This is a genomic window from Arthrobacter sp. ZGTC131, from assembly GCF_002929275.1.
Classification (GTDB): Bacteria; Actinomycetota; Actinomycetes; order Actinomycetales; family Micrococcaceae; genus Arthrobacter.
In genome coordinates this window covers 18,929-38,401 of record NZ_PJIK01000026.1, presented here as the reverse complement: position 1 = coordinate 38,401, position 19,473 = coordinate 18,929, and the positions used below count along the sequence as shown (strand labels likewise).

At 63.0% G+C, this 19,473-nt stretch carries 22 protein-coding genes; 16 read left to right on the top strand and 6 right to left on the bottom strand.

All coding sequences use genetic code 11. The annotated features are described in order from the left end of the window. Positions 1-379 precede the first annotated feature (379 nt). From CXQ90_RS20865 to CXQ90_RS20850, 4 genes are read left to right on the top strand one after another with little or no spacing between them, the layout of a single operon-like run. Positions 380-811 carry a LexA family transcriptional regulator gene (locus CXQ90_RS20865; protein WP_104141255.1) on the top strand — a complete coding sequence of 144 codons (432 nt, stop codon included), beginning with the start codon at positions 380-382 and terminating at the stop codon, positions 809-811. Positions 812-838: 27 nt separating this feature from the next. Further along, a complete protein-coding gene (locus CXQ90_RS20860) occupies positions 839-2,119 on the top strand; it encodes a Y-family DNA polymerase (protein ID WP_181038661.1) in 1,281 nt (426 codons plus the stop codon). Positions 2,120-2,164: 45 nt separating this feature from the next. Continuing rightward, complete coding sequence (locus tag CXQ90_RS20855) at positions 2,165-2,485, top strand: hypothetical protein (protein WP_104141253.1); 321 nt, start codon at positions 2,165-2,167, stop codon at positions 2,483-2,485. Further along, positions 2,472-2,891, top strand: a complete 420-nt coding sequence (locus tag CXQ90_RS20850) for a DUF2384 domain-containing protein (RefSeq protein WP_104141252.1) — start codon at positions 2,472-2,474, stop codon at positions 2,889-2,891. The genes CXQ90_RS20855 and CXQ90_RS20850 overlap by 14 nt, the downstream gene beginning before the upstream one ends. 33 nt (positions 2,892-2,924) lie before the next feature. Here the strand turns inward: CXQ90_RS20850 and CXQ90_RS20845 are convergent, their stop codons facing one another. Further along, positions 2,925-3,995: a hypothetical protein gene (locus CXQ90_RS20845; protein ID WP_146068948.1), complete on the bottom strand. Its 1,071-nt coding sequence runs from the start codon at positions 3,993-3,995 to the stop codon at positions 2,925-2,927. Between the two features lie 135 nt (positions 3,996-4,130). On the opposite strand from CXQ90_RS20845, the gene CXQ90_RS20840 reads away from it, so the two are divergent. Both CXQ90_RS20840 and CXQ90_RS20835 read left to right on the top strand, forming a co-directional pair. After that, complete coding sequence (locus tag CXQ90_RS20840) at positions 4,131-4,415, top strand: hypothetical protein (RefSeq protein ID WP_104141250.1); 285 nt, start codon at positions 4,131-4,133, stop codon at positions 4,413-4,415. A gap of 43 nt (positions 4,416-4,458) precedes the next feature. Then, on the top strand, positions 4,459-5,442 hold the full coding sequence (locus tag CXQ90_RS20835; protein WP_308470565.1) for an ATP-dependent DNA ligase: 984 nt from the start codon (positions 4,459-4,461) through the stop codon (positions 5,440-5,442). A gap of 169 nt (positions 5,443-5,611) precedes the next feature. Here the strand turns inward: CXQ90_RS20835 and CXQ90_RS23105 are convergent, their stop codons facing one another. The 4 genes from CXQ90_RS23105 to CXQ90_RS20815 form a co-directional block, all read right to left on the bottom strand. Next, the gene (locus CXQ90_RS23105) at positions 5,612-6,229 is read right to left on the bottom strand and encodes a hypothetical protein (RefSeq protein ID WP_258064673.1); all 618 of its coding nucleotides are present in this window, start codon (positions 6,227-6,229) and stop codon (positions 5,612-5,614) included. Beyond that, positions 6,226-7,050, bottom strand: a complete 825-nt coding sequence (locus CXQ90_RS20825) for a ParA family protein (protein WP_104141248.1) — start codon at positions 7,048-7,050, stop codon at positions 6,226-6,228. Before CXQ90_RS20825 ends, CXQ90_RS23105 begins: the two co-directional genes overlap by 4 nt. A gap of 1,303 nt (positions 7,051-8,353) precedes the next feature. Further along, a complete protein-coding gene (locus tag CXQ90_RS20820) occupies positions 8,354-10,174 on the bottom strand; it encodes a helix-turn-helix domain-containing protein (protein WP_258064671.1) in 1,821 nt (606 codons plus the stop codon). Positions 10,175-10,394: 220 nt separating this feature from the next. Then, positions 10,395-10,625 (bottom strand): hypothetical protein, encoded by a 231-nt coding sequence (locus CXQ90_RS20815; protein WP_258064670.1) that lies wholly within the window; start codon positions 10,623-10,625, stop codon positions 10,395-10,397. Positions 10,626-11,197: 572 nt separating this feature from the next. Between CXQ90_RS20815 and CXQ90_RS20810 the strand changes: the two genes are divergently transcribed. The 4 genes from CXQ90_RS20810 (at position 11,198) to CXQ90_RS20795 (ending at position 13,898) form a co-directional block, all read left to right on the top strand. Next, positions 11,198-11,674, top strand: a complete 477-nt coding sequence (locus CXQ90_RS20810; RefSeq protein WP_104141246.1) for a hypothetical protein — start codon at positions 11,198-11,200, stop codon at positions 11,672-11,674. After that, a complete protein-coding gene (locus CXQ90_RS20805; RefSeq protein ID WP_104141245.1) occupies positions 11,671-12,672 on the top strand; it encodes a hypothetical protein in 1,002 nt (333 codons plus the stop codon). Before CXQ90_RS20810 ends, CXQ90_RS20805 begins: the two co-directional genes overlap by 4 nt. Then, positions 12,669-13,292 carry a phosphatase PAP2 family protein gene (locus CXQ90_RS20800; RefSeq protein WP_104141244.1) on the top strand — a complete coding sequence of 208 codons (624 nt, stop codon included), beginning with the start codon at positions 12,669-12,671 and terminating at the stop codon, positions 13,290-13,292. Before CXQ90_RS20805 ends, CXQ90_RS20800 begins: the two co-directional genes overlap by 4 nt. Positions 13,293-13,442: 150 nt before the next feature. Continuing rightward, the gene (locus CXQ90_RS20795; RefSeq protein ID WP_104141243.1) at positions 13,443-13,898 is read left to right on the top strand and encodes a hypothetical protein; all 456 of its coding nucleotides are present in this window, start codon (positions 13,443-13,445) and stop codon (positions 13,896-13,898) included. Between the two features lie 190 nt (positions 13,899-14,088). Here the strand turns inward: CXQ90_RS20795 and CXQ90_RS22220 are convergent, their stop codons facing one another. Beyond that, positions 14,089-14,373, bottom strand: a complete 285-nt coding sequence (locus CXQ90_RS22220; RefSeq protein WP_146068947.1) for a helix-turn-helix transcriptional regulator — start codon at positions 14,371-14,373, stop codon at positions 14,089-14,091. 224 nt (positions 14,374-14,597) lie between these two features. On the opposite strand from CXQ90_RS22220, the gene CXQ90_RS20790 reads away from it, so the two are divergent. Genes CXQ90_RS20790 through CXQ90_RS20765 form a run of 6 tightly spaced genes read left to right on the top strand, consistent with a single transcriptional unit; the run spans position 14,598 to position 19,406 of the window. Next, on the top strand, positions 14,598-15,674 hold the full coding sequence (locus CXQ90_RS20790; RefSeq protein ID WP_104141242.1) for a CHAP domain-containing protein: 1,077 nt from the start codon (positions 14,598-14,600) through the stop codon (positions 15,672-15,674). After that, on the top strand, positions 15,671-16,195 hold the full coding sequence (locus CXQ90_RS20785; RefSeq protein ID WP_104141241.1) for a hypothetical protein: 525 nt from the start codon (positions 15,671-15,673) through the stop codon (positions 16,193-16,195). The genes CXQ90_RS20790 and CXQ90_RS20785 overlap by 4 nt, the downstream gene beginning before the upstream one ends. A gap of 34 nt (positions 16,196-16,229) precedes the next feature. After that, entirely contained in the window at positions 16,230-17,681 is a 1,452-nt protein-coding gene (locus CXQ90_RS20780) for a chromosome partitioning protein ParA (RefSeq protein WP_104141240.1), read from the top strand. Between the two features lie 45 nt (positions 17,682-17,726). After that, entirely contained in the window at positions 17,727-18,317 is a 591-nt protein-coding gene (locus CXQ90_RS20775; protein ID WP_104141239.1) for a DUF6668 family protein, read from the top strand. 42 nt (positions 18,318-18,359) lie between these two features. Beyond that, a complete protein-coding gene (locus tag CXQ90_RS20770; RefSeq protein ID WP_104141238.1) occupies positions 18,360-18,632 on the top strand; it encodes a TrbC/VirB2 family protein in 273 nt (90 codons plus the stop codon). A gap of 21 nt (positions 18,633-18,653) precedes the next feature. Continuing rightward, positions 18,654-19,406: a hypothetical protein gene (locus tag CXQ90_RS20765; RefSeq protein WP_104141237.1), complete on the top strand. Its 753-nt coding sequence runs from the start codon at positions 18,654-18,656 to the stop codon at positions 19,404-19,406. The last annotated feature ends 67 nt before the right edge of the window (positions 19,407-19,473 follow it).

Genomic DNA, 19,473 nt, shown 5'->3' with positions numbered 1-19,473 from the left:
CGACGAAGGAGGGGCTGGATGGGGCCGGAGCGGGCACGATAATCCGAAGGACAGCAGACAAAAAACGTCGTAGACAATCAGGGCCAGGGCGCCCGGAGCCCTGCGACGGACGCACTGGACCCCGACAGCCGGCCGCGCCAGCGGACGCCCGATAACTGGGTGGAGCGCAGCGGAAACCAGGGCATTGAGACCGGTTGTGCCCGCTGTGGACAGGTGGAGCCTCCGCACAGCTCAAAGCTGTCCCCATTGGGTGCAACCCGCCCGCCGCAGGTCTGCCGCGAATCCTGCATTGGATGCAGGATTCGCGGGGGGAAGTTCTTTTGTCGGCCCCTCCCGCTACACTGAATGAATCGAACATATATTCGAATAAAGGTGTGTTGTGGGCGTTGTTGTCGGTCCCCGTGTGATAGATGCGGGTGCCTCGTTGTTGTCGGTGCTGGTCTCACCGGTGCCGGTCGCTGCCGGTTATCCCTCGCCCGCGCAGGACTACTTTGATGGCCGGATCGATTTGAATGCGCACCTGATCAAGGACATCACCAGCACCTATGTGGTGCGGGTGACCGGGGACTCGATGGAAGGCGCCGGGATCAGCGACGGGGACGAACTGATCGTGAACCGGGCCCTGGAACCCACCGACGGGTCGGTCGTGGTCGCGGTCCTGGACGGGGAGCTGACTATCAAGCGTCTGCGGATCACCCCCGCCGGGGTGGTGCTGCAGGCGGAGAATCCGGCGTACCCGGACATCCGGGTACCGGCGCTGTCGGAACTGACGGTGTGGGGCGTGGCCACCCGATGCCTTCATTACGTTTAGGGCGGGGCCATGTCTAGGCCCGCGGTGATGCGGCGGATGCCGCAGATCGCGCATGTGGATGTGAACTGCTTCTATGCCTCGGCCGAGCGCGCCTTCGACCCGTCGCTGGAGGGCCGGCCGGTGGTGGTGCTGTCCAACAACGACGGCTGCGCGGTGACCCGCTCCCCCGAGGCCAAGGCCCTGGGCATCCCCATGGGTGAGCCGTGGTTCAAACTCGCCCCGCGGGCCGAGGAATGGGGACTGGTGGCGCTGTCGAGCAACTACGAACTCTACGGGGACATCAGCGCCCGGGTGATGGAGCTGCTGGGCCGGTACTCGGCCTGGCTGGAGGTCTACAGCATCGACGAGGCCTTCCTCGGCGTCAAAGGCACCCCGGCCGAACTCCTCGCCCTGGGCCGGACCATGAAGGCAGCCGTGCGGCGGAACGTCGGGGTGCCCGTCTGCGTCGGGATCGCCGCCACGAAGACCCTGGCGAAGCTGGCCAACAAATGGGCGAAGAACAACCCTGCCTTCGGCGGGGTCTGCCACTGGGACTCCGTCCCCGCCACCGACCGGGAGACGCTGATGGGCCGCCTGTCCGTCATCGAGATCTGGGGCGTAGCAACACGGCTGACCAAACGGCTCAACGTCCTGGGGATCCATTCCATCCTTGACCTGTCCCGGGCCGACCCGGTCATGATCCGGGACCGCTTCTCCGTGGTCATGATGCGCACCGTCCTGGAACTGCAGGGAACCCCCTGCATCCCGATGGAGGAAGAACGGATCGGGAGGGACCAGCTCATCTTCTCCCGCTCCTTCGCCACCCCCATCACCACCGCCACCGGGATGCGGCAGGTCATGAGCGTCTACGGCCAGCAGGCCTCGGCGCGGCTGGCCAAACACGGGCTGCAGGCCAAAGTCCTCACCGCCTTCGCCGGCACCTCGCACTACAACCCGAAGGACACCTCCTACCCCTCCGTCTGCATCCCGCTGCCGATGCCCACCGCCGACCCCGTGCTGCTCACCAGGGCCGCCCACGCGCTCCTCCCCCACGTCCACGAAGGCGTAAAGTACGCCAGGGCCGGGATCATGGTCACCGACCTGCGGCCCACCGGCAACCAGGCACCCCTGGCCCTGTTCGAGAACCCGCACGAGGAACGCCGCGTCGGAACACTCCTGGAAGACGTCACCAAAAAGTATGGCCGCGGCTCCATCGGCCTAGGCCACGCCGGCATCAAAACCGGCCTGGACTGGGCCATGAAACGGGACATGCTCTCCCCCCGCTACACCACCCACTGGGACGAACTCCCCCTCGTCAAAGCCGCCTAAACCACAAGCCACCCGCAGCACCGCACCACGAAAGAACACACCCCTATGACCCTCACGCCCGAAGCCCCCGCACGGACCCACGATTTCCAGGTCCGGACCGACCCGGCAGGCACGCCCCTCGCCATCCGCTACGACGGACGGATCTGGATCGTCGATCCCGATACCGATACCCAGCACTGGTACGGACGGGACGCCTGGTGGGACAGCAGGCGGACCGCCGCCGTGGGCAGCGGAGACACGGTCAGCATCGAATACTGGCGCGTCCAGGCCCGCCTGAACACCGCCTCGGCGCTGCGGACCTTCACCCTGCGCCGTGAACCGCTCGCCACACAGTGGCTCCTGGAATCCATCGATGACCGCTCCTGAATCCCGGGGTCCGAGGACTCCGGGACCGGTCAGTGATCAGACGTGGGAGGCGGTCAGGGCGGAGTTCACGCTGCCGTCCCTGGCCCAGGTCCGCCACAGGCTTGCGGAGCTCATCGACGACCCTGAACCGGTGATGCAGCAGCTTGTCCGCGTCTTCATTGACGACGGCACATACTGTCCGGGCTTCCAGTTCCTCGCCGGCGGCCAGCTCCAACCAACCGTCGTGGACCTTTTCTCCCAGGCGATGGAACTAAAAATCCCGCACAACTACTTCACGGCCTGGATGTTCACACCGTCCCGGGAACTCGGCGGAGCCCGCCCCGTGGACGTCCTCAAGGACAGCCGTGACCCTTTGCCTTTGCGGCGGGCCTTGGAAGCCCTGGGCCGGGCGGTGGGCGCCAACTAGGTTCCATGGTGGTGGGCCCTCTGTGGTGGCAGGCTATTGCTCTCCGCCGGGTCGTGGGCGGCGTTCCTTGGTCTTCGTCTCGCGGGCGTGGGTTAGTTCGGCGCGCAGCTGGTGGATTTGGCGACTGTAGGTGTCATGAAGGTCTTTGACGCGTTGCTCACCATGGCTGCGCTCACGCTCGACGTCGGCTCTGGCCGCTTCACGCTCGGCAGTCAGTGTCGCCACGGTGCTGCGCATATCGGCCGCCGCCTCGCGGGCGGCCTCCAGGTCGGCACGGACGCCCGCCAGCTGGGCCCGGGTCTCTTCGGCCGCGGACTCCTCGCGGTCAGCGCGGGCTGTCTCCGCCTCGGCGCGACTCTCAGCCACCCCTGTGCGCCGCTCTGCATCAACCCGGGCCCGTTCCTCTGTCCCTGCCCGTTCGGCGGCTGCGTCGCGTTCCCGTTCAGCCAGCGTCAGCTGGACGCGGATCGCTTCAATCTCGGCCCGCAAGCCGGCACTCTCTGCCTGCGCCAGTTCCCGTTCGTTAGCCGCCGAGGCATGGGCCTGCGTCAGTTCCTCGGTGAGTTGCCTGGCCCGGGTTTGGGCGGCATCGAGCTCCGTCTGGAGGCCTGACAGCTCCTGGGTGAGTTCCTCGTTTGTTCGCGTTGCTTCTTCAGCTGCCGCGTCGGCCTCGGCCTTTTCGGCCTCGGCCCGGCGCTGAGCCTGCTCGGCACGGGTGGCCCGCGCGTTCGCGCCGGCCACCTGCTCGGCGGCCTCGCTGGCTACCGACTCAATCTGAGCTTCCGCCGCCTCGGGATCCCCCACGGTGCGCAGTTCCTCAACAAGCGCCGCGAGCTGCTGGCCCAGGAGCTCGATCATCCCGCTCACCTGGCCCGTGATCTCACTGGCTCTCTGACGCGCGGAATCCACCGGACGGGCCTCAGCGCCCCGGGCAGCGTTCTCAGTGGGGCGCTGGCGTGCCCGCCAAGCCGACGCGCGGTTATGGGCGGGGTCGTCACAGTACTCCGGCGGGCGGCCGGTACCGGCCTCGCCAGCCATCGCGGGACGCCGGCAGCCCGGGTAGCGGCAGGTTCGCTCATCGACCTCAACAATGTTCTCGCTCATAGTTTCATCGTAGCCTTCTTTCGTTACTAACGGAAGGCATAACTAAATACGTAACGTAACGAAATACGGAACCGGGCCTCGTCCGGAGCTGTGCGGGCCGCGCCCCTGACCACCCCGGGCGCGTAGCGTTAGGAGATGGGACTCATCTACGACGATCCACAGCCGGCCGCGTTGACGCTCACCCGCGTAGCGGCCGAAGAAGCTCAGGGCCCCGGTGAGCTGACCGGCCGCATGCACGCGATCCTCGAGGATCTGATCCGGCGCAACGGGGTCGATTACTTGGCGGAACTGGTGATCGTCCTGGCCCGCGACCGGTTTATCGCCCTCGACGACCTCGCCCGGGTCACCGGGACCAGCACAGATGAGCTGCTGGATGCAGTGGAACTCGAGGCACTGGAAGGCCTCGATGACGGTTGCTAGGTTGTCGGCCGGAGCCGGACTGCCGGAAGGACTGGTACCGCCGGTGAAAGTCGCCCTGGCCCGGGCCGTCACGAAGATGCCCCGGGCCGGCGCCGTGCCCGGAACTCTGCTCTATGAACCCAAATGGGACGGCTACAGGGCCGTCGGGATCCGCGACGATAACGTGGCCACGTTGTGGTCCCGGCAGGGGAAGGAACTGACGCGGTACTTCCCGGAAATCGTTGCGGCTTTCGCGTCCGCGGTGCCGCCGGGGTGTGTGATCGACGGCGAAGCCGTGATCTGGTCGCAGGGCCGGCTGGACTTCTCCGCGCTGCAGCAGCGCCTGGGCGCTGGTCCCAAGACCCTTCCCGGACTGGTCCGTGAGACACCGGCCAGCTACGCCGCATTTGATGTCCTGGCCGTCGCCGGACATGACGCCCGCGAGCTGCCGCTAAGCCAGCGGCGGGCACTCCTGGAAGAACTTGCCAGCGGCTGGCAGCCTCCGCTGTCCCTCTCCCCCGCCACCACGGATCCCGACGAGGCGGCGCGGTGGTTTGAAGAGATGCCCCACACCGGGATCGAAGGACTGCTCATTAAAAGAAGTGACCAACCGTACACCGGCGGCGCCCGTTCGTGGTTGAAACTGAAGCACAGGGAAACCGTAGAGGTCGTCTGCGGCGCGGTCATTGGGCCAATCACTCAGCCGTCCGAGGTCGTGGCCGGACTGCTCCTGGACGGGGAATTGCGGATCGTCGGCCGCTCCACGCCACTGAAGACAGCGGCCGGCCGCGAGCTGGCACGATGGCTGGAACCGCCCCGGGGCCAGCATCCGTGGCCCCCCACCGTGAAGGGAACGACGCTGGACCGGTTCAACCGGGACAAAGAACCCGTGACGCTGACACTCGTGGAACCGGTGGTCATGGAAGTATCCGCCGATATAGCCTGGTCGGGAAGGTCGTTCCGGCACCCACTCCGGGTTATTCGTGCCAGACCGGAGCTCTCCCCCGCGGAAATCGGCCTGCCGAAAATGTTCCGGCCAAGTCGATAAGCACCGTCCCAACACCCGGGCTCGCTCGGGGAAGCATCCCCCACTCTCGGACCAGACTTTTGCATCTGGCCGCTCCTACTACTACCCGGGCAAGAGAGAGCGAGACATCACGGTTCAACAGCCGAATGAGGAGAAGATGACTCTCCTTAGGAATATCGCCCCACTCGCCCTAGGTCTCCAGGGGCCTGCCGCGGGGCACGCTGCCTGGGTCAGCGGTGAACTGGTTCCCGTCGTTATACTGCCGCTCCAGAGCTTCAACCTCACGCTCCACGGCCGTGAGGATGAAGTCAGAGAGTGTCCTGGATTGGGTTAGGTGGCGCGTCGCCATGTAGGCGGAGCGCATCCGAGCCCCCGACTCCTTTGACTGGAAGAAGCTGGTCTTCCGGTACAGCTTCTTCGCTGGCTCAGGAGAAACCGGAACTGGCTGCCGGAGAAGGTTCTGGGTCTGCGGCGGTACTTGCTGCAACGGCTGCACGTACGCGGCAGACTGCGGCTGCTGAACCGGTGCCTGCTGCGGAGTGGCCGGCAGGACCTCCGGCGACTGGACTTCAGGAGTCTGCTGAAACGGAACTGCCGCTGCCGGGGCCTGCACGGGTGCAGTCAGGGTCGACTCGTGGACGGCCTGCAGCGTCGGAGGCTCGGGAACCGCGTCGGGAGCGTCGTCCGTGCGCGTCATATCGGCGATGACGCTGGTGTTGCGGGCCTTCGTCAGTCCGCCGCGTTTGCGGACAGCATCAAGGGCGCTGGGGGTGCCTCCGCGTTCCGGGGCTGGTCCTGGGCGGTTCACGATTCGGCGCCTTTCCAGATGAGAGTGGCTAGCTGGACCAGGTCGGCCCTGTGTGGGGCGGCTTCGGAGCCCCATGCACGCAACGGCTGCGAGGCGGCTTGCGCCTTGGCGAATACTTCGCGGTCTTGAAGCATCGGTTCTAAGACGAGATCACCGAAGTTGGCGTTGATCTTCTCAATCCAGTGCATCTGATCAGCGCGCTTCTTCTGCTTGTTGACGACAACGCCCAGGAGTTCGATGTTCTCGTTCAGGTTCTCTTGCACTTCGCCAATCGTCGTGACGATTTCCGATAGCCCTTCTACCGAGGCAACCCGGGGCTCAGTGATCAGCAAGGCATGAGTGGCCGCGGTCAAGGCGTTGACTGTCAGAAGCCCCAGCGAAGGTGCGCAGTCAATCAGGACGATGTCGTACTCCTCCGCCACTCCCCTCAGGGCGATCCGCAGCCGGTGCTCGCGGGCCATCATGGAATCGCGTTCGCGGGAGGCCAGATTGCGTTCGGCCGCGATCAGGTCCAGTTGCGGGAAAACTTCGCTCCTGTCGGCCCGAGGCTGCCACGCCTCCCCCGCCGGCATGATCGCGTCGCCGGCCACACCAGGCATGATCTTTTGGTTGTTCGACTCGTCGCCGTAGAGGACATCATTGAGGGTAAATTCCGGATCCGTCACGCCCAGTGCGGAGGTCACGTTGTACTGCGGGTCTGCGTCGATGACCAGCACCTTCTTACCAAGCGTCCTGGAGAAGACCTCAGCCAGGCCGGTCACGATGGTTGTCTTGCCGACGCCACCTTTTTGATTGCAAACGGCGATGATCTTTGCCGACATGTCTGGGGTACCTTCCGTTGCACTGCTGGTAGAAAAACGGTGCGGCAAAGATCCCCCACGTGGCGGGAACTCGTCGGGCCAGCAACCGATGAGATCACGCTAACTTCGCCAAGCCAGTCCGCCCGTGCGCCACGCCGAAGTTGCGCGCAAATGGTTCCTTTCCCGCGCATCCCACCTTTGGCGCAAATGGAACTATAAGCGTGGTTTGCGCGAATACCGCTTTTTCGCATATGCCACCAATCTTGTGAGCAGGCTGAGACCGTGCGCAAATAGAACCTTTTACGCCGTCCGAACAGTAGCTAGCTGTCTTGCAGATCCAGGCCGGAGCCGCCTTCATTGCACAGCATCGGGGTTTCGTGGCACACGTCGGCCAAAAAAATGAAGGGCTGGATCGCTGTCCTGACAAGGATTCCCAAATGGTTCCATTTGAGCAGGAGCGCAAAGCCCCACGCGGTTCTATTTGAACCACCTATGGTGGCATCTCCTCAGCAGCGTGCCTGGAAGGCACAGCAGTACTCACGGGCGCAAATGGTGGTATACGCGCATCAGCGCTAGTCCACTTGAACCAAGCACTAAATGGTGGCATTTCCTCAAAAGGCGTTCGCGGCGTCCTTGGTAGTATTCGCGCAAATGGAGGCATTTTCCCATATGCCCCCATAAAAACTCATAGTTCCATTTGCGCAAATCGTGCCATTTCCTTCCCGGACGTTTTCTGCGCCGCGCCCGGGGCCTGCGCGGCGGAATCCGGTCTGGTCAGTCCGCAGCCGGCACACTCGGCCCCTCCTCTCCGAGCCCCCTGGCGGAGGTTCTTCTCGTCTTCACCTGGCGCCTCAACAAAAGGCGTCAGGCATTGACGTCCGTGGTCGATGAATTGCGCGATGCTCGACCCTATCGTCCGAAGCCCAGGTCGCGACGCCTTCCGGGGCGTGTGAGCAAATGGTTCCATTTGCTCCGTTGAGGGAATGGTTCCATTTCCTTCGAAAGGGCTTCCAGCCAACCAGGCGGCGAGAGGAAGAGTGGCAATTGACAGCAGTAGTCATCGGCGACTGGTTCACGATCACGATGCAGGAATATTGGGGGAGTGGTCGAAACCCCATTTGCGCAAATGGTGCCATATGCGCGTCATTCCCGTGCTGAAATGCCTGAAGCGCACCTGCGACTTCCGGGAGTAGAGGACTCAGCCGGTCCAGCCAGCCATGAAACGACGACGGAGAATCCGGAAGTTAATCCAGTCATTGGTCCCCGAAACGGCGGGGAGAGACGGCTGCAGGGCCAGCGTCTAGTCAACAATCCGCCAACAAAATCAACCGGCCTTGGTGAACGCCATGTCGGCCAGTGCCCACTCGTCCGGTGGACCCTCGAAGGCCTCCCACGGATAGTCATCACCGGGGGAGAGGAGCTCGGCGACGGTGTTGACGTTCTTGGACAGCCATTCCTTCCACAGGATTCGTTCGATCCTGTAGCGCTGTAGCTGCGCCGCCACGGCTTCCAGCACGCCGAAGTGCTCGGCGAGATCCTTCAACGACGTCGTGGACACGATCGACCATGCCCGCGTGGTGTCTCGGGCGATCATGTTCCATGCGGCCATCACATCGAGCGCTTCAGTGACAGCTGTCCGGGAGAGCCTGGTCAGCTTCACGAGCTCCGCCGCTGACAAGCCGGGGGAGTGTTCCAGTGTCTCGTAAACGAAGGCCGCCGGAAGGCCGAGCTCCCGGAATACCGGCCGCAAGGCATGGATCTTCCCTCTCCGCCACGTCAGATCTTCGGCGGGCGCCTTCACGTCCTCGGGCACGGTCAGCATGTAGAGGTCCCCTTTAGTGCCGCGGCCCTGTTCGACCAGAGTCACCAGTCCGTCGTCCTCACTGCGCAGCGCCCTCAAGTGGGATCCAACGGTCGTGTGGTCAAGCCCGGTGGCAACCGCAATAGACCGGGCCCCGAATTCAACGAACCGGGACGCTGTCTTGTGTGCAGCCTCACCCAGTGATCTCAGGACCATTCTTCTCGCCAGCCCTGTCCTTGAATCGGTGTAGGCGTGCTCTGTCAGCCGGAGGGCATTTCGCCAGGTCCTGATGAACCGATGCTCCGCATCGGGATTCGAAACCGGGTTGCCCTGTATCTCCGGGGGCTGTGTATTTGGCTGGCTTGTGGGGGATTTACGGGCATTGTTCTTTCCGTTCCTGGATCCTGCGTCTTTGCTCAAGTAGCTGACTGCATTCAGCCAATCCCGGCGCAGGGCCGGGACCCGGTGCCGGGAGGCATAGCGTGCATAGAAGGAGGCCAGCCCCGGCCAGGTCCCTTGCATCATGCGGCGTTCCACATCGGTCACTTCCAGGCCGGCGGCTGCGGCTCCGGTGATGATTGCCTGGCGGGCTTCCGAGTCGGAGGGGTACCTGTTTGAGTCGTAGAGTCCGGTCTGTGCCATCAGCTGCATGGCCCGGGACATCCGGCCAGCGGGGTGCCGGAGTTTGGGTGTCTCGGTGGGCGTCGGCGTAAGCGTCTGTTCCAGGCGCAGGGCTCGGACGGCGGCGATCTCCCCAGCTAGGTCAGCTTTCATGGCGGTCCACACGGAGGCTGAGTTGGGTCGGCGGGCGATGTCGTAGGCCATGTTTAGGCTCATCGCGAGTTCTTGGTGGCCGCCGCGTTTGTGCGGAGATCCAGGCGTGCGCATGCAGCCATGGAGGAGGTTCTGGTGCGGGGTCTTGTCCAGGGTCCGGTATCGGGTGCCCAGGGCCTCGACAAGATCACGCGCTTCAGAGAAGGTGACTCGCTGCTCCAGCGGGATGTAAACGTGGCGGCCGCCGTTGGGGGAGTAGTCCTCGATCCAACGGGCTCCGCAGTTGTGCAGCCAGGCCTGGACGGCGCGGACGTCGGCCTGCACCCGGTCGACGCCGGCGACGGAGGAGTCGAAGTCAAGGAAGATGGCGGCGCAGGTGCCGTCTTTTCCGAAGATCCGGACGGCGGCTGGGAACGTGGGGAGCGCCTCAGTCAGGGCCCGTTCGTGCTTCTGAGGGTACGACTTGCCGGCGTCCCGAGATAAGCGAATCCGGGGCTGACCTGCGAGAAGAGGCGCCAAGGCAGCCCACGCCTGAGCGGCGCTGGAGATCGGGGATGGCTCGCGGGACACGCCAGCGTCGTTTCTTGCTGGCAGCACCAGAGCGTGCTGTTGTACGATGAGTCTGTTCCTGTCAGAGGGAATGAGTTAGGGCCGGTCCGCCAAGACCGGTTTTGCAACACAAAGGAAGGCCTGCGAAGGGCTTCCAAGCGATTTACGATCTGTCAGCCGGCAAGCATTCCGGATCGTGAATCTCAAGCTTCGAAGGCCCGCCTCGTGCGGGCCTTCTTTTTTATGAGGCTAAGCGGCCAAGAGGCAACTCCTCCTGTTGGACTATCGCGTGAAGATTGGTGTTCGCGAGCCGTTCGTCGACCAAATCGGACAGCCAGTCACTGACGTACTGGTAGCCCTCCGCCTTTGCAACGAGATCCATTGCATCCGCCTTGGGTGTAGCGATGCGGAATCCGACGAATTTGCGGTCGCCTTTGGAGCGTCGGCCACTACGGTTTACTGGAGCCATCATCCCTGTCCTTTGAACTCGGCGACTGAAGGGCCGCCGTTGCTTCAATAGATCGGTCGGACCAAACATCTCACGGCCCTGAGGGTGGCGTACTCTGCATTCCAGTCCCTCTGAAAATGAAGCTATCACCGCGTTGTCGCATGTCTGGGCATTGAAACTGAAACACCCTCGGCGTGTTGAAACAGAAACACATGAGCCGCGAGGATGGGCCCACCAGATCCAAGGCAGCACACAACTTCAGAGCCCGCCCGCCAGGCACTGCCCCTAGGGCAAGCTTGCCGCCAACCGGAACACTGTCTCCGGGCTCGCCGTGCGAGGCAATCGCCTATGTCGAATCTCCTACCTGCGCGCGGCGCGCCCACGACTGGACGGCCGGCGAAGGGCTGCGGACGCCTCGCTGAACGGCGTGTTCGTAGTGTCTGCCTTGGATTCACCGGTGGTCTCAGTCCTCTCTGCGTGACAAGCGGACCTGTCGGAAGCTTTGGTAGCGTTGCACCTTGCTGAGGCGCGTCTGGCGCTGGTTTCATAGTACACATTACTGAAATTTTTTCAGTGGATTACCGGAGCCCTAGGGAATGCAACAGACCAAACTGACCGCTGACACCGTGGAGTCTTTGAACCTGCCCGCATACCCGACCCTGAGTGATCTGGTGGGGTCGGTGGAAGAAAAGTACGGCAAGACCCTGATCTTCGAGGAGGGCACAGTGAGCAGCCTGGGTGAAGGTGTGACCGGTCAGTGGATTGACACCCCCAGCCATGGCATTGTCCGTTACCTCCGTGGCGCGAAGGCCTGGAGCATTCATGTCGTGTTGCATGAACTCAGCCACATCCTTCTCGGCCACAAGGGCAAGCCCCTAGACGGGCTGATTGGGGGTTCCTTCTTTTCTGGCATCGGCAAGCGGCACGGTGTCAGTTGGATGTGTCGTGCAGTAGACCTTCCTCTAGATGAGGCCGAGGCTGCCGCGGAGAATTTGGCCTTCGGACTGGCTCGAGTCTTACACGCCGCCCCACAGAAGGAAGCCACCAAGGCCGAAAGAGTGTTTGGCCTGTGATCACTGCAGCGTTCTGGATCCTCACGGCAGTCTTCGTAGTCCGTCTCTACCTCGTAACCCGATGGGGATCATCAACGGCCTTTCTGGCTGCCATCGGCATAGGCGTTCTCGGCCTTTTCCTCGGGGGCGTCGTGGTGCCAGAAGCCGTTATCGATGCTCACCTGGGCGGTGTTAACGTCCTGCACCTAGTTCGCAATTTGTCTGTCACGATTGCTGTTTGGCTGATACGTGACGGCATTTTTGCTGCCTACTCCCTAGACGCCAGCTATCAATCGCGCTTCACTCACCGGCCCATTGCTATCGTTCTGGCAGCCTTTGCCATCGCCATTCCGTTCTCGTGTCAGCGGTTTGGGCCGACGGCCTCCAACTTCGTGCCGGAAAATGTTCAGCAGCTACCGGTTTTCATCTATGCCACCGTCTATATGAGCATTTTGGCGTTGCTGGCCATGTCGGTCTTTCGGATCTGCCTCCAGCCCCAGATGAGCCTGCCCGTGCGTGTGAGCTCTCGGGTCGTTGCAGCCGGCATGGGGCTGGTTGCCCTCGCCTCTGTCGAAGAGATCGCATACATGACCGCCATGCACATCGATGTGGGCGGTCCTTCTGTCCAGAAGGTGTTGTATGTCTTGTTCAGTCCGCTGTTCTACGGTGGGGTGCTGCTCACGTCCCTGGGTCTGGGCATCCCGCCGGCAGTGAAGGCATGGCGCCGACTGCAGGTTCGGGACCGTGCGGCCTTGGTCTTTCTCACGGCCACGCTTGGGAGGACGTACTGGGGTCTTTCCTATGCTGCCTGGTTGGCGAGCATTCTAGCCAGCCTCTGTGCCTCGTCCCCGTCAGCGCGCCTGTACGAGTACATTATTCGCTCCAGCGATCATAAAGTCGCTCTTTCGGGGCGAGCAACACCCGTACTTGCCGGCCGCGTTCTAGACAGAGTCCAAGCTCGATTTGATGGCGGTGTCGGTTCCCTGGAATCGGTTCTGCCGGTAAGGGCAGCACATTGACTGCAGCAACCACGACCCTCGCCTCAGAGAGGTCCTCTACGGCCGTGGGCCGTCTCGCCAGGACTGCAACCGAGATCGCACAGCCGCCCCTCGTTCTGTCTCTCCTACTGATTCTGGCTTCTCTGCTGAGTGACCAGCGGCTTACCTCCATCTGGTCCGGCGTTATCGCTGCCGTCTTCATCTGCCTGGCTCCCTTCGCCGCGGTATTGCTCCTGGCCAAGAGAGGTCAGCTGACCGACCACCATGTTGGAGACAAGAGGCAGCGGCGCCCGGTCATGCTGTGGACCTTGGGCTCTGCACTACTTGGCTGCGGCATCCTCGTTCTCGTTGGAGCCCCACGGCCTGTCTGGGGACTAATTGGCGGGATTCTCTGCGGCATCGTGGCCCTGATCCTGGTTAGCCCAGTCTGGAAGATATCGGGCCATGCGATGACGTTGGGTGGCGCGACAGTCTCTGCCGTATTGATGTTCGGCTGGCTGGGGCTTCCGTTCGTTGTGGCCACTCCACTTGTCTGCTGGTCCAGGGTTTATCTCCGGGATCACTCAGCGCGGCAGGTCATTGTCGGCTTCATAACCGGCGTAGTTGCATTTGGGGCCTCATATACTCTCATTGTTAGCTGACTTTTCACTTGGTACTCCGCATAGCCGTCAAGGCCCGGCAAGTGGTCTCACTGATGACGGAACCAAAAGGAGGGTTGTGACTTCGCTACCGCTGGCAGAATGCTGCCCATGGGACGCGGCCGACCACGTTGGCCGAGAGCAGGATCAATCGTGACATCGAACGACAATCCCATCGATCCGCGCAGCGATAAAGAGGTTCTAGCGTCCAAAATCCAGCTTCTCCTGGATATCGTCCATGCCAAAGACGCTCAGAGTTTCACCTACGAAGATGTTCGACAGGGCCTCGCGGAGCAGGGAATCACGCTTACGAGAACCCGCTGGCATCGGCTACTCGCAGGCTCTCCGGATAACCGGTGGGATCCTCAACTCCTGAAGGCGCTGGCCTATTTTTTCGACGTTGATGAGAATTACTTGCTTCAGCGCAGCGGTCCAATCCCGGAACGGGTGGAGGCTGAGCTCCGCCTGATAGAGGCTTATCGCATTGCGGAAGTGGAGCATTTCGCCGCACGGGTGTTGGGAGAAGTGAATGTGGACGCTCTACGCGCAGTGACTGAAGCACTACGGAATCTTCCGCCCCGACCAAATAAACAAAACCCGCCTAACTGAAAAATTTTCAATACTGAACTTTTTTCAGTAGACTTGGGGGCATGACATGCTTCAGCCCCCTACGGCCTGATCATGCACATTGAGCGGGATTACGGGCGAGGCCCCTACCGCAGCCCCTGGGGGAAGTAGGGGCCATATTTCCTTGAGACTTCGGGGTGTGAGGCGCACTCACGATGCAACGCAGTGCATGTCAGCTTCCCGCACCCCGGCCTTTGATGTACTTCATCAGATCCCCGGCTGCGGCGTCGAACGCTTCAGCGTTGATCGTGTAGAGCACCCGCTGGCCAATGCGGCGCTCTCCTGCATTGGAGGCCACGGCCCCAAGCTCTTCAAGCTGATTCAGGTGCCACAAGATGGTTCTATAACCAGTTCCGATACTTCGGCCTATGTCACCACTGGTTACACCGTCCTGGTGTTCAAACAGATATTTGAGTATTTCAGCGCGCAAGGGATTGACGCCCAGCAGGGAAATCACGCGAACCGCCTGGGGCGGCGCGGCTGTGGCGGGTTGAACATAACGTGGCACCCTCCCATTTTGTCGCACCGCGTCCCCATCAGCTCCCACTGTATAACTAAGTGCGATACTCTAACGAGGAGAGTTCAAATAAAACAAACACTCGACGCTCCAAACCGCAGGCGGCGGCGGATCATTCGAGAGCTAATGGGAGCCATCGCACGCCTCGGGGGGAGGAGAGGGACATGAAGCCAAAGATGTTGTTCATCGGCGCAGCAGTGCTCGTGCCGATGATGCTTCTAGGTCTGGTCCTGTCGGTAGTCCTGCTTTTCGGTTCGACGCCTGCGGCCGCCGATTGTGGCTCCATGGTTGCCGTCGTAATAGACAGCGATATCAAGGTGGACGGCTACTCCGCTGACCAGATGGAGAATGCAGCAGCAATCGTGAGCGCTGGCAAGACGCTGAATCTACCGGCTAAAGGCCAAGTGATCAGCGTGATGGTTGCCTTGGGGGAGTCGGGTCTGAGGGTCCTGGACCATGGCGACAGTGCCGGCCCGGATTCCAGGGGCCTGTTCCAGCAGCGGGACAACGGGGCTTGGGGTTCGTACGAAGACCGCATGAACCCATCGGTCAGTGCAACTAACTTCATCAGGGCCCTCCAAAAGGCCGAGGGGTGGGAGCTGTTGGAACCGACGATTGCCGGGAGTAGGGTCCAGCGCAATGCCGACCCTTATCACTACCAGAAGTACTGGGGCTCGGCGGTCAGGATCGTTGACGCCCTTTCCGACACGGGGTTCTCCCAGGATGGCAACGACTGTGCTTTTCCGCGTGGCACCGGAGCGGGCGACGACCTTCCCTGGAAGGATGCCCCGACCTGGGTGCAGGTCGGCGCTAATGCCTCCAGCACGTCCCCACTGGGCATGCTCAACCGGGAGTGCGTCGATTTCGCGCTCTGGCGGGTGAACCAGCAGCTGGGCAGTACGAGTGCCCCGTTCAAGGTTCACAACGGCACGTTCCGTCCCGACGGTCAGAGGCTCGGTTCGGCGCTGACGTGGAAGGACGGGTGGGAGGCGAAGGGATGGCCCACCGGCGGCACGCCGCGGGTTGGTGCTGTTGTTTGGTACGCCCCCGGAGCAGGCGGCGCCGACGGGACCTACGGACACGTGGCAGTGGTGAAGGACGTCAAGGACGACGGGACTTATGTCGAAGAGGGCTACAACGGAAACCCTCCACCGAACGATCACAGGTACTACACGCGGACCGTCGAGAATGACGTCCCCAGCGCATTCCTCTACATGCCCACCGAACAGGAGAAGTCGTGAAGAAGACCCTGGTACTTCTGGCAGCTGCCCTGCTGTGCACCTCGTGCGCTGAGGTAGCCAGCACGGCCGCTGCGCCCTCGCAGCGGCCAACCAAAGCCTCGGCCACGCCGTCGGCTCCTGTTTCGCTGAGCACCGGTAGCGGGCCGCAGGCTCCCGGAGCGACACCACCTGCAACGTTCGGCATCACCTGGGACGAAGCCAGTAAGAAGTCCGCCACGGAGACCGCGGCAAGGGCCACGGCCGACTTCGCCCGCCCGCGAATGGACGCGACTCACTGGGCCAACGACCTGGCCCGCTGGCTGACCCCGCAGGCAACAGCGGATTACTCGGCGGTGGATCCGATCAACATCCCCGCAACCCGTGTGACGGGCCCGGCCACACTCAGCGTCGATGAAACCAACGGTTACGGGGCCAAGGCATCGGTCCCCACGGACGCAGGCACCTACACGGTGCAGCTTCTGCGCACCTCAAAAGACTCCCCGTGGAAGGTCAACCGCTTCACACCGCCAGCTTCCCGATAATCCGATCACCCACGCTCAAGAAAGGAAGAAATCCATGGACCTGCACCAGGCAGATGTACTGGCTTTCCCGAAAATCAACGCCATTGTCCGCGACAACGGCACCGCCGAAGTCGTGGTGGCCGGCAACTCCCGGACCGTGCCAGCCGCGGCCAGCCTGCAGCAGCTGCGCGATAACGCCCTGACCATCGTGGTCCGCGAAGCCCAGACACTAAAGCGCCCCGTCAGGGTCCATGTTGATGACCCCGACGGACACGGGGAACTCATCGTCCGCCCCGACAGCAGCACAGAGTCCGTCAGCTACACCGCAAAAACCGTCCGCCGCCGTGCCGAGGCTTCCGCAACCACGGCAGCACCCGCCGTGCCCCCGGCCCTCGAATCAGATCCCGTGAAACCGGGTCCGCCCGCGGCCGACACTGATGGCCCGGAGCCGTCCAGTAAAGCTCGGGCCACCGTCCATGTACCGACAGGAACAGTTATGCCCCCAACGCCCGAGACCACTTCAGCCCCTGCCCCGGCGGAGGAAGACCCGACACGGCGCAGCCTGAAGGAAACCTCGTTCCTGGTCAGCGCCCCCGTCCTGGAACCGGCCACCAAGGGCTGGCGCGGAACCCTGACCAGGCTGGGTGTCCGGATGGACCCCTCCGCGGAGGAAATGGCGGAGCGCGAGGACGTCCGCACCGTCAGCCAGCACTGGCCCGGCCCGCGCACCGTCGCGGTCGTGAACCGCAAGGGAGGTGCGAACAAGACCCCCACCGTCGTGATGCTCTCGGCCATCCTCGCCCGCTACAGCGGCGCAGCCACCTGCGCGTGGGACAACAACGAATCCCAAGGCACCCTGGGCTGGCGCACCGAAAAGGGCGCACACGACAGGAGCGTCCTGGACCTGATCGATTCCTCCCAGGCACTGCTCTCCCCGGCCACAAACGCGGCTGAAATCGCCAAGTTCGTCCACCACCAGACCGCCGATAAGTTCGATGTCCTGCGCTCGGATGAAAACGAGGAGGGCGACCACGAAGTGACCGCCGAGGAGGTGGACATCGCCCACCAGGTCCTCACCCGGTACTACCGTCTGGTCGTCATGGATTCCGGCAACACGGCCCGGGCAGCGAACTGGCGGCGGATGATCGACCACACCGACCAGCTCGTCGTCCCGGTCACCGCGATCGAGGACCGCGCAGAGGCCGCCCGGTTGACGCTGCAGACGCTCGAGTCCCGCGGCGGGCACGACGCCGAGCTGGCCCGCAACGCCGTCGTCATCGTCTCCGAGTCCACCGACGCCAAGCGCAGCATGAGCGGCGAAGCGCTCAAACGTGCCAAGGATGAGGCCCAGCGGATCGCTGACGGATTCGCCCCCTACGTCCGGGCAGTCGTGCGGATCCCGTACGACCCTGCCCTGGTCAACGGCCCCATCCGCTACGAAGCGTTGCAGCCCGCCACCCAGCGGGCGTGGCTGGCAGCGGCCGCCGCCGTCGCCAGCGGCTTCTGACCCACCACTCACCCTTCTACGACAACCTCTCCGAAAGGGGGACACATGAACCAGCTACTGAACCCGTGGATTACCCCGGCTCCGGACGCCAGACCTGAAGGCGACGCCGCGGAGGTGCACTTTCCTCCGCCAGCCGCGATCAGGGAGCCTTTGCTGGGGATGGTCGAACCGGATGCAGCGGACCGCCTCGGCCAACGCTTGGTGACCGGCACGGCCACGCTCTGGGTCACCGGTGTTCATGGGGGAGCCGGCGAGAGCCGGCTCAGCAACATCCTGGCCGGCGCACGGCCGACCGAGCATGCCTGGCCGGTCCCCGAAGACGGCTACGGTAAGCCTGCCGTCCTGCTGGCATGCCGCTCGGATATGCGGGGTCTGAAGGCCGCGCAAAGCGCGCTCATCCAATGGGCCTCCGGCGCGGCGCCGGACGTCGAGCTGCTGGGGCTCGCCGTTCTGGCCGACGCACCCGGAAAGCTGCCCAAAGCCCTCGGGGAGTTCACCGTCCTCGTCGGCGGCGGGGCACCACGGCTCTGGATGCTCCCATGGGTCGAATCCTGGCGGCTGGGCGCCACGGATACCGGGGCCCCGGGCCGTGAATACCAGCGCCTCAGCGCTGACCTGGCAGCCCTCACCAACTAACCACCAACCTCACAACAGCTCTACCCGTCGAAAGGTCTCACCATGGTCAATCTCATCTCCGCCCTTCCCCTCAGCGTCATCCCGAAGCCGACCCCCGTCGTCCCTCCCCAGGCACAAGGCCTGTTGACCGTTCTGAACTGGGCCTCCGGAATCGGCCTCGTCCTCGGCGTCTTGGGCGTGATCATCGTCGGCATCGGCATGGTCATCCAGCTACGCCGCGGCGAAGGCGGCGAATCCATCGGGAAGCTCGGCTGGGTCCTAGCCGGCTGCATCATCATCACCGGCGCGTCGGGCATCGTCACCGCCTTCGCCTAACCCGACAATCGGAGGTTCATCATGAGCGAATCCACGCAAAGCACCACCGAACAGAATCCCTTCACCAGGCCCGCGTTCATCATCTCTGCTGCCCTGGTTCTTGCCTTGATCGCCGCGGTACTGGTCATCTTCCTCGTACCCAAGAGCGACAGTGGCGGACAGCCTGCCGCAGCCGGGACCACAACATCGCCGACAGCTTCTTCCACGGCATCCGGCGCGAGCACCACGAGCACCTGCGGGCTTCCATCGACTTCGGAAACGGCCCTGGGGATTGCCCCAAAGTCCACCTGGACGTTGGTGGGAAAAATGGCAACTCCTACAGATCCCAAGACATTTGGGCCCGGGGTGACGGACAGCGACGGATTCCGTTCCTGCTTTGCGCATTCACCAACCGGAGCCCTCTACTCAGCTGTGAGCATGATTGCGCTGAGCTCTTCCCAGTCACAGGCACTCAACACGAAATTGACCGACCAGCTGCTCGTGCCTGGGCCGGGCCGGGAGATAGCCATGCGGGAGTCCGAAACCATGGCTTCACCCACGGGCGGGGACACAACCGTTCAAATCCGTGGCTTCCTAATCAAGTCCTACGCTCACACGGAAGCCGACGTGGATCTTGCGTTCGAAACCAAGAACGGCGTATTGGCACACACAGTGCTGCCGCTTCGCTGGGTTGAGGGGGATTGGAAGGCCAAGGTGTCAGACGACGGGAAGTTGATTAATGACATCACCCAGCTAAGCGATTTGAGCGGCTTTATCGTATGGTCCGGGGTCTGAAATGGCCGAGTGCAACATCATCGACGTTGGTTGCCACGCTGGAAATGTGGTCTCCACTGCAGCTAGC

What these genes read in the sequence shown, in the direction of transcription:
- CXQ90_RS20860 (WP_181038661.1), top strand. Translation starts at nt 839, where the DNA reads ATGCGGCGGATGCCGCAGATCGCGCATGTGGATGTGAACTGCTTCTAT.
- CXQ90_RS20855 (WP_104141253.1), top strand. Translation starts at nt 2,165, where the DNA reads ATGACCCTCACGCCCGAAGCCCCCGCACGGACCCACGATTTCCAGGTC.
- CXQ90_RS20850 (WP_104141252.1), top strand. Translation starts at nt 2,472, where the DNA reads ATGACCGCTCCTGAATCCCGGGGTCCGAGGACTCCGGGACCGGTCAGT.
- CXQ90_RS20845 (WP_146068948.1), bottom strand. Translation starts at nt 3,995, where the DNA reads ATGAGCGAGAACATTGTTGAGGTCGATGAGCGAACCTGCCGCTACCCG.
- CXQ90_RS20840 (WP_104141250.1), top strand. Translation starts at nt 4,131, where the DNA reads ATGGGACTCATCTACGACGATCCACAGCCGGCCGCGTTGACGCTCACC.
- CXQ90_RS20825 (WP_104141248.1), bottom strand. Translation starts at nt 7,050, where the DNA reads ATGTCGGCAAAGATCATCGCCGTTTGCAATCAAAAAGGTGGCGTCGGC.
- CXQ90_RS20815 (WP_258064670.1), bottom strand. Translation starts at nt 10,625, where the DNA reads ATGATGGCTCCAGTAAACCGTAGTGGCCGACGCTCCAAAGGCGACCGC.
- CXQ90_RS20810 (WP_104141246.1), top strand. Translation starts at nt 11,198, where the DNA reads ATGCAACAGACCAAACTGACCGCTGACACCGTGGAGTCTTTGAACCTG.
- CXQ90_RS20790 (WP_104141242.1), top strand. Translation starts at nt 14,598, where the DNA reads ATGAAGCCAAAGATGTTGTTCATCGGCGCAGCAGTGCTCGTGCCGATG.
- CXQ90_RS20780 (WP_104141240.1), top strand. Translation starts at nt 16,230, where the DNA reads ATGGACCTGCACCAGGCAGATGTACTGGCTTTCCCGAAAATCAACGCC.
- CXQ90_RS20775 (WP_104141239.1), top strand. Translation starts at nt 17,727, where the DNA reads ATGAACCAGCTACTGAACCCGTGGATTACCCCGGCTCCGGACGCCAGA.
- CXQ90_RS20770 (WP_104141238.1), top strand. Translation starts at nt 18,360, where the DNA reads ATGGTCAATCTCATCTCCGCCCTTCCCCTCAGCGTCATCCCGAAGCCG.
- CXQ90_RS20765 (WP_104141237.1), top strand. Translation starts at nt 18,654, where the DNA reads ATGAGCGAATCCACGCAAAGCACCACCGAACAGAATCCCTTCACCAGG.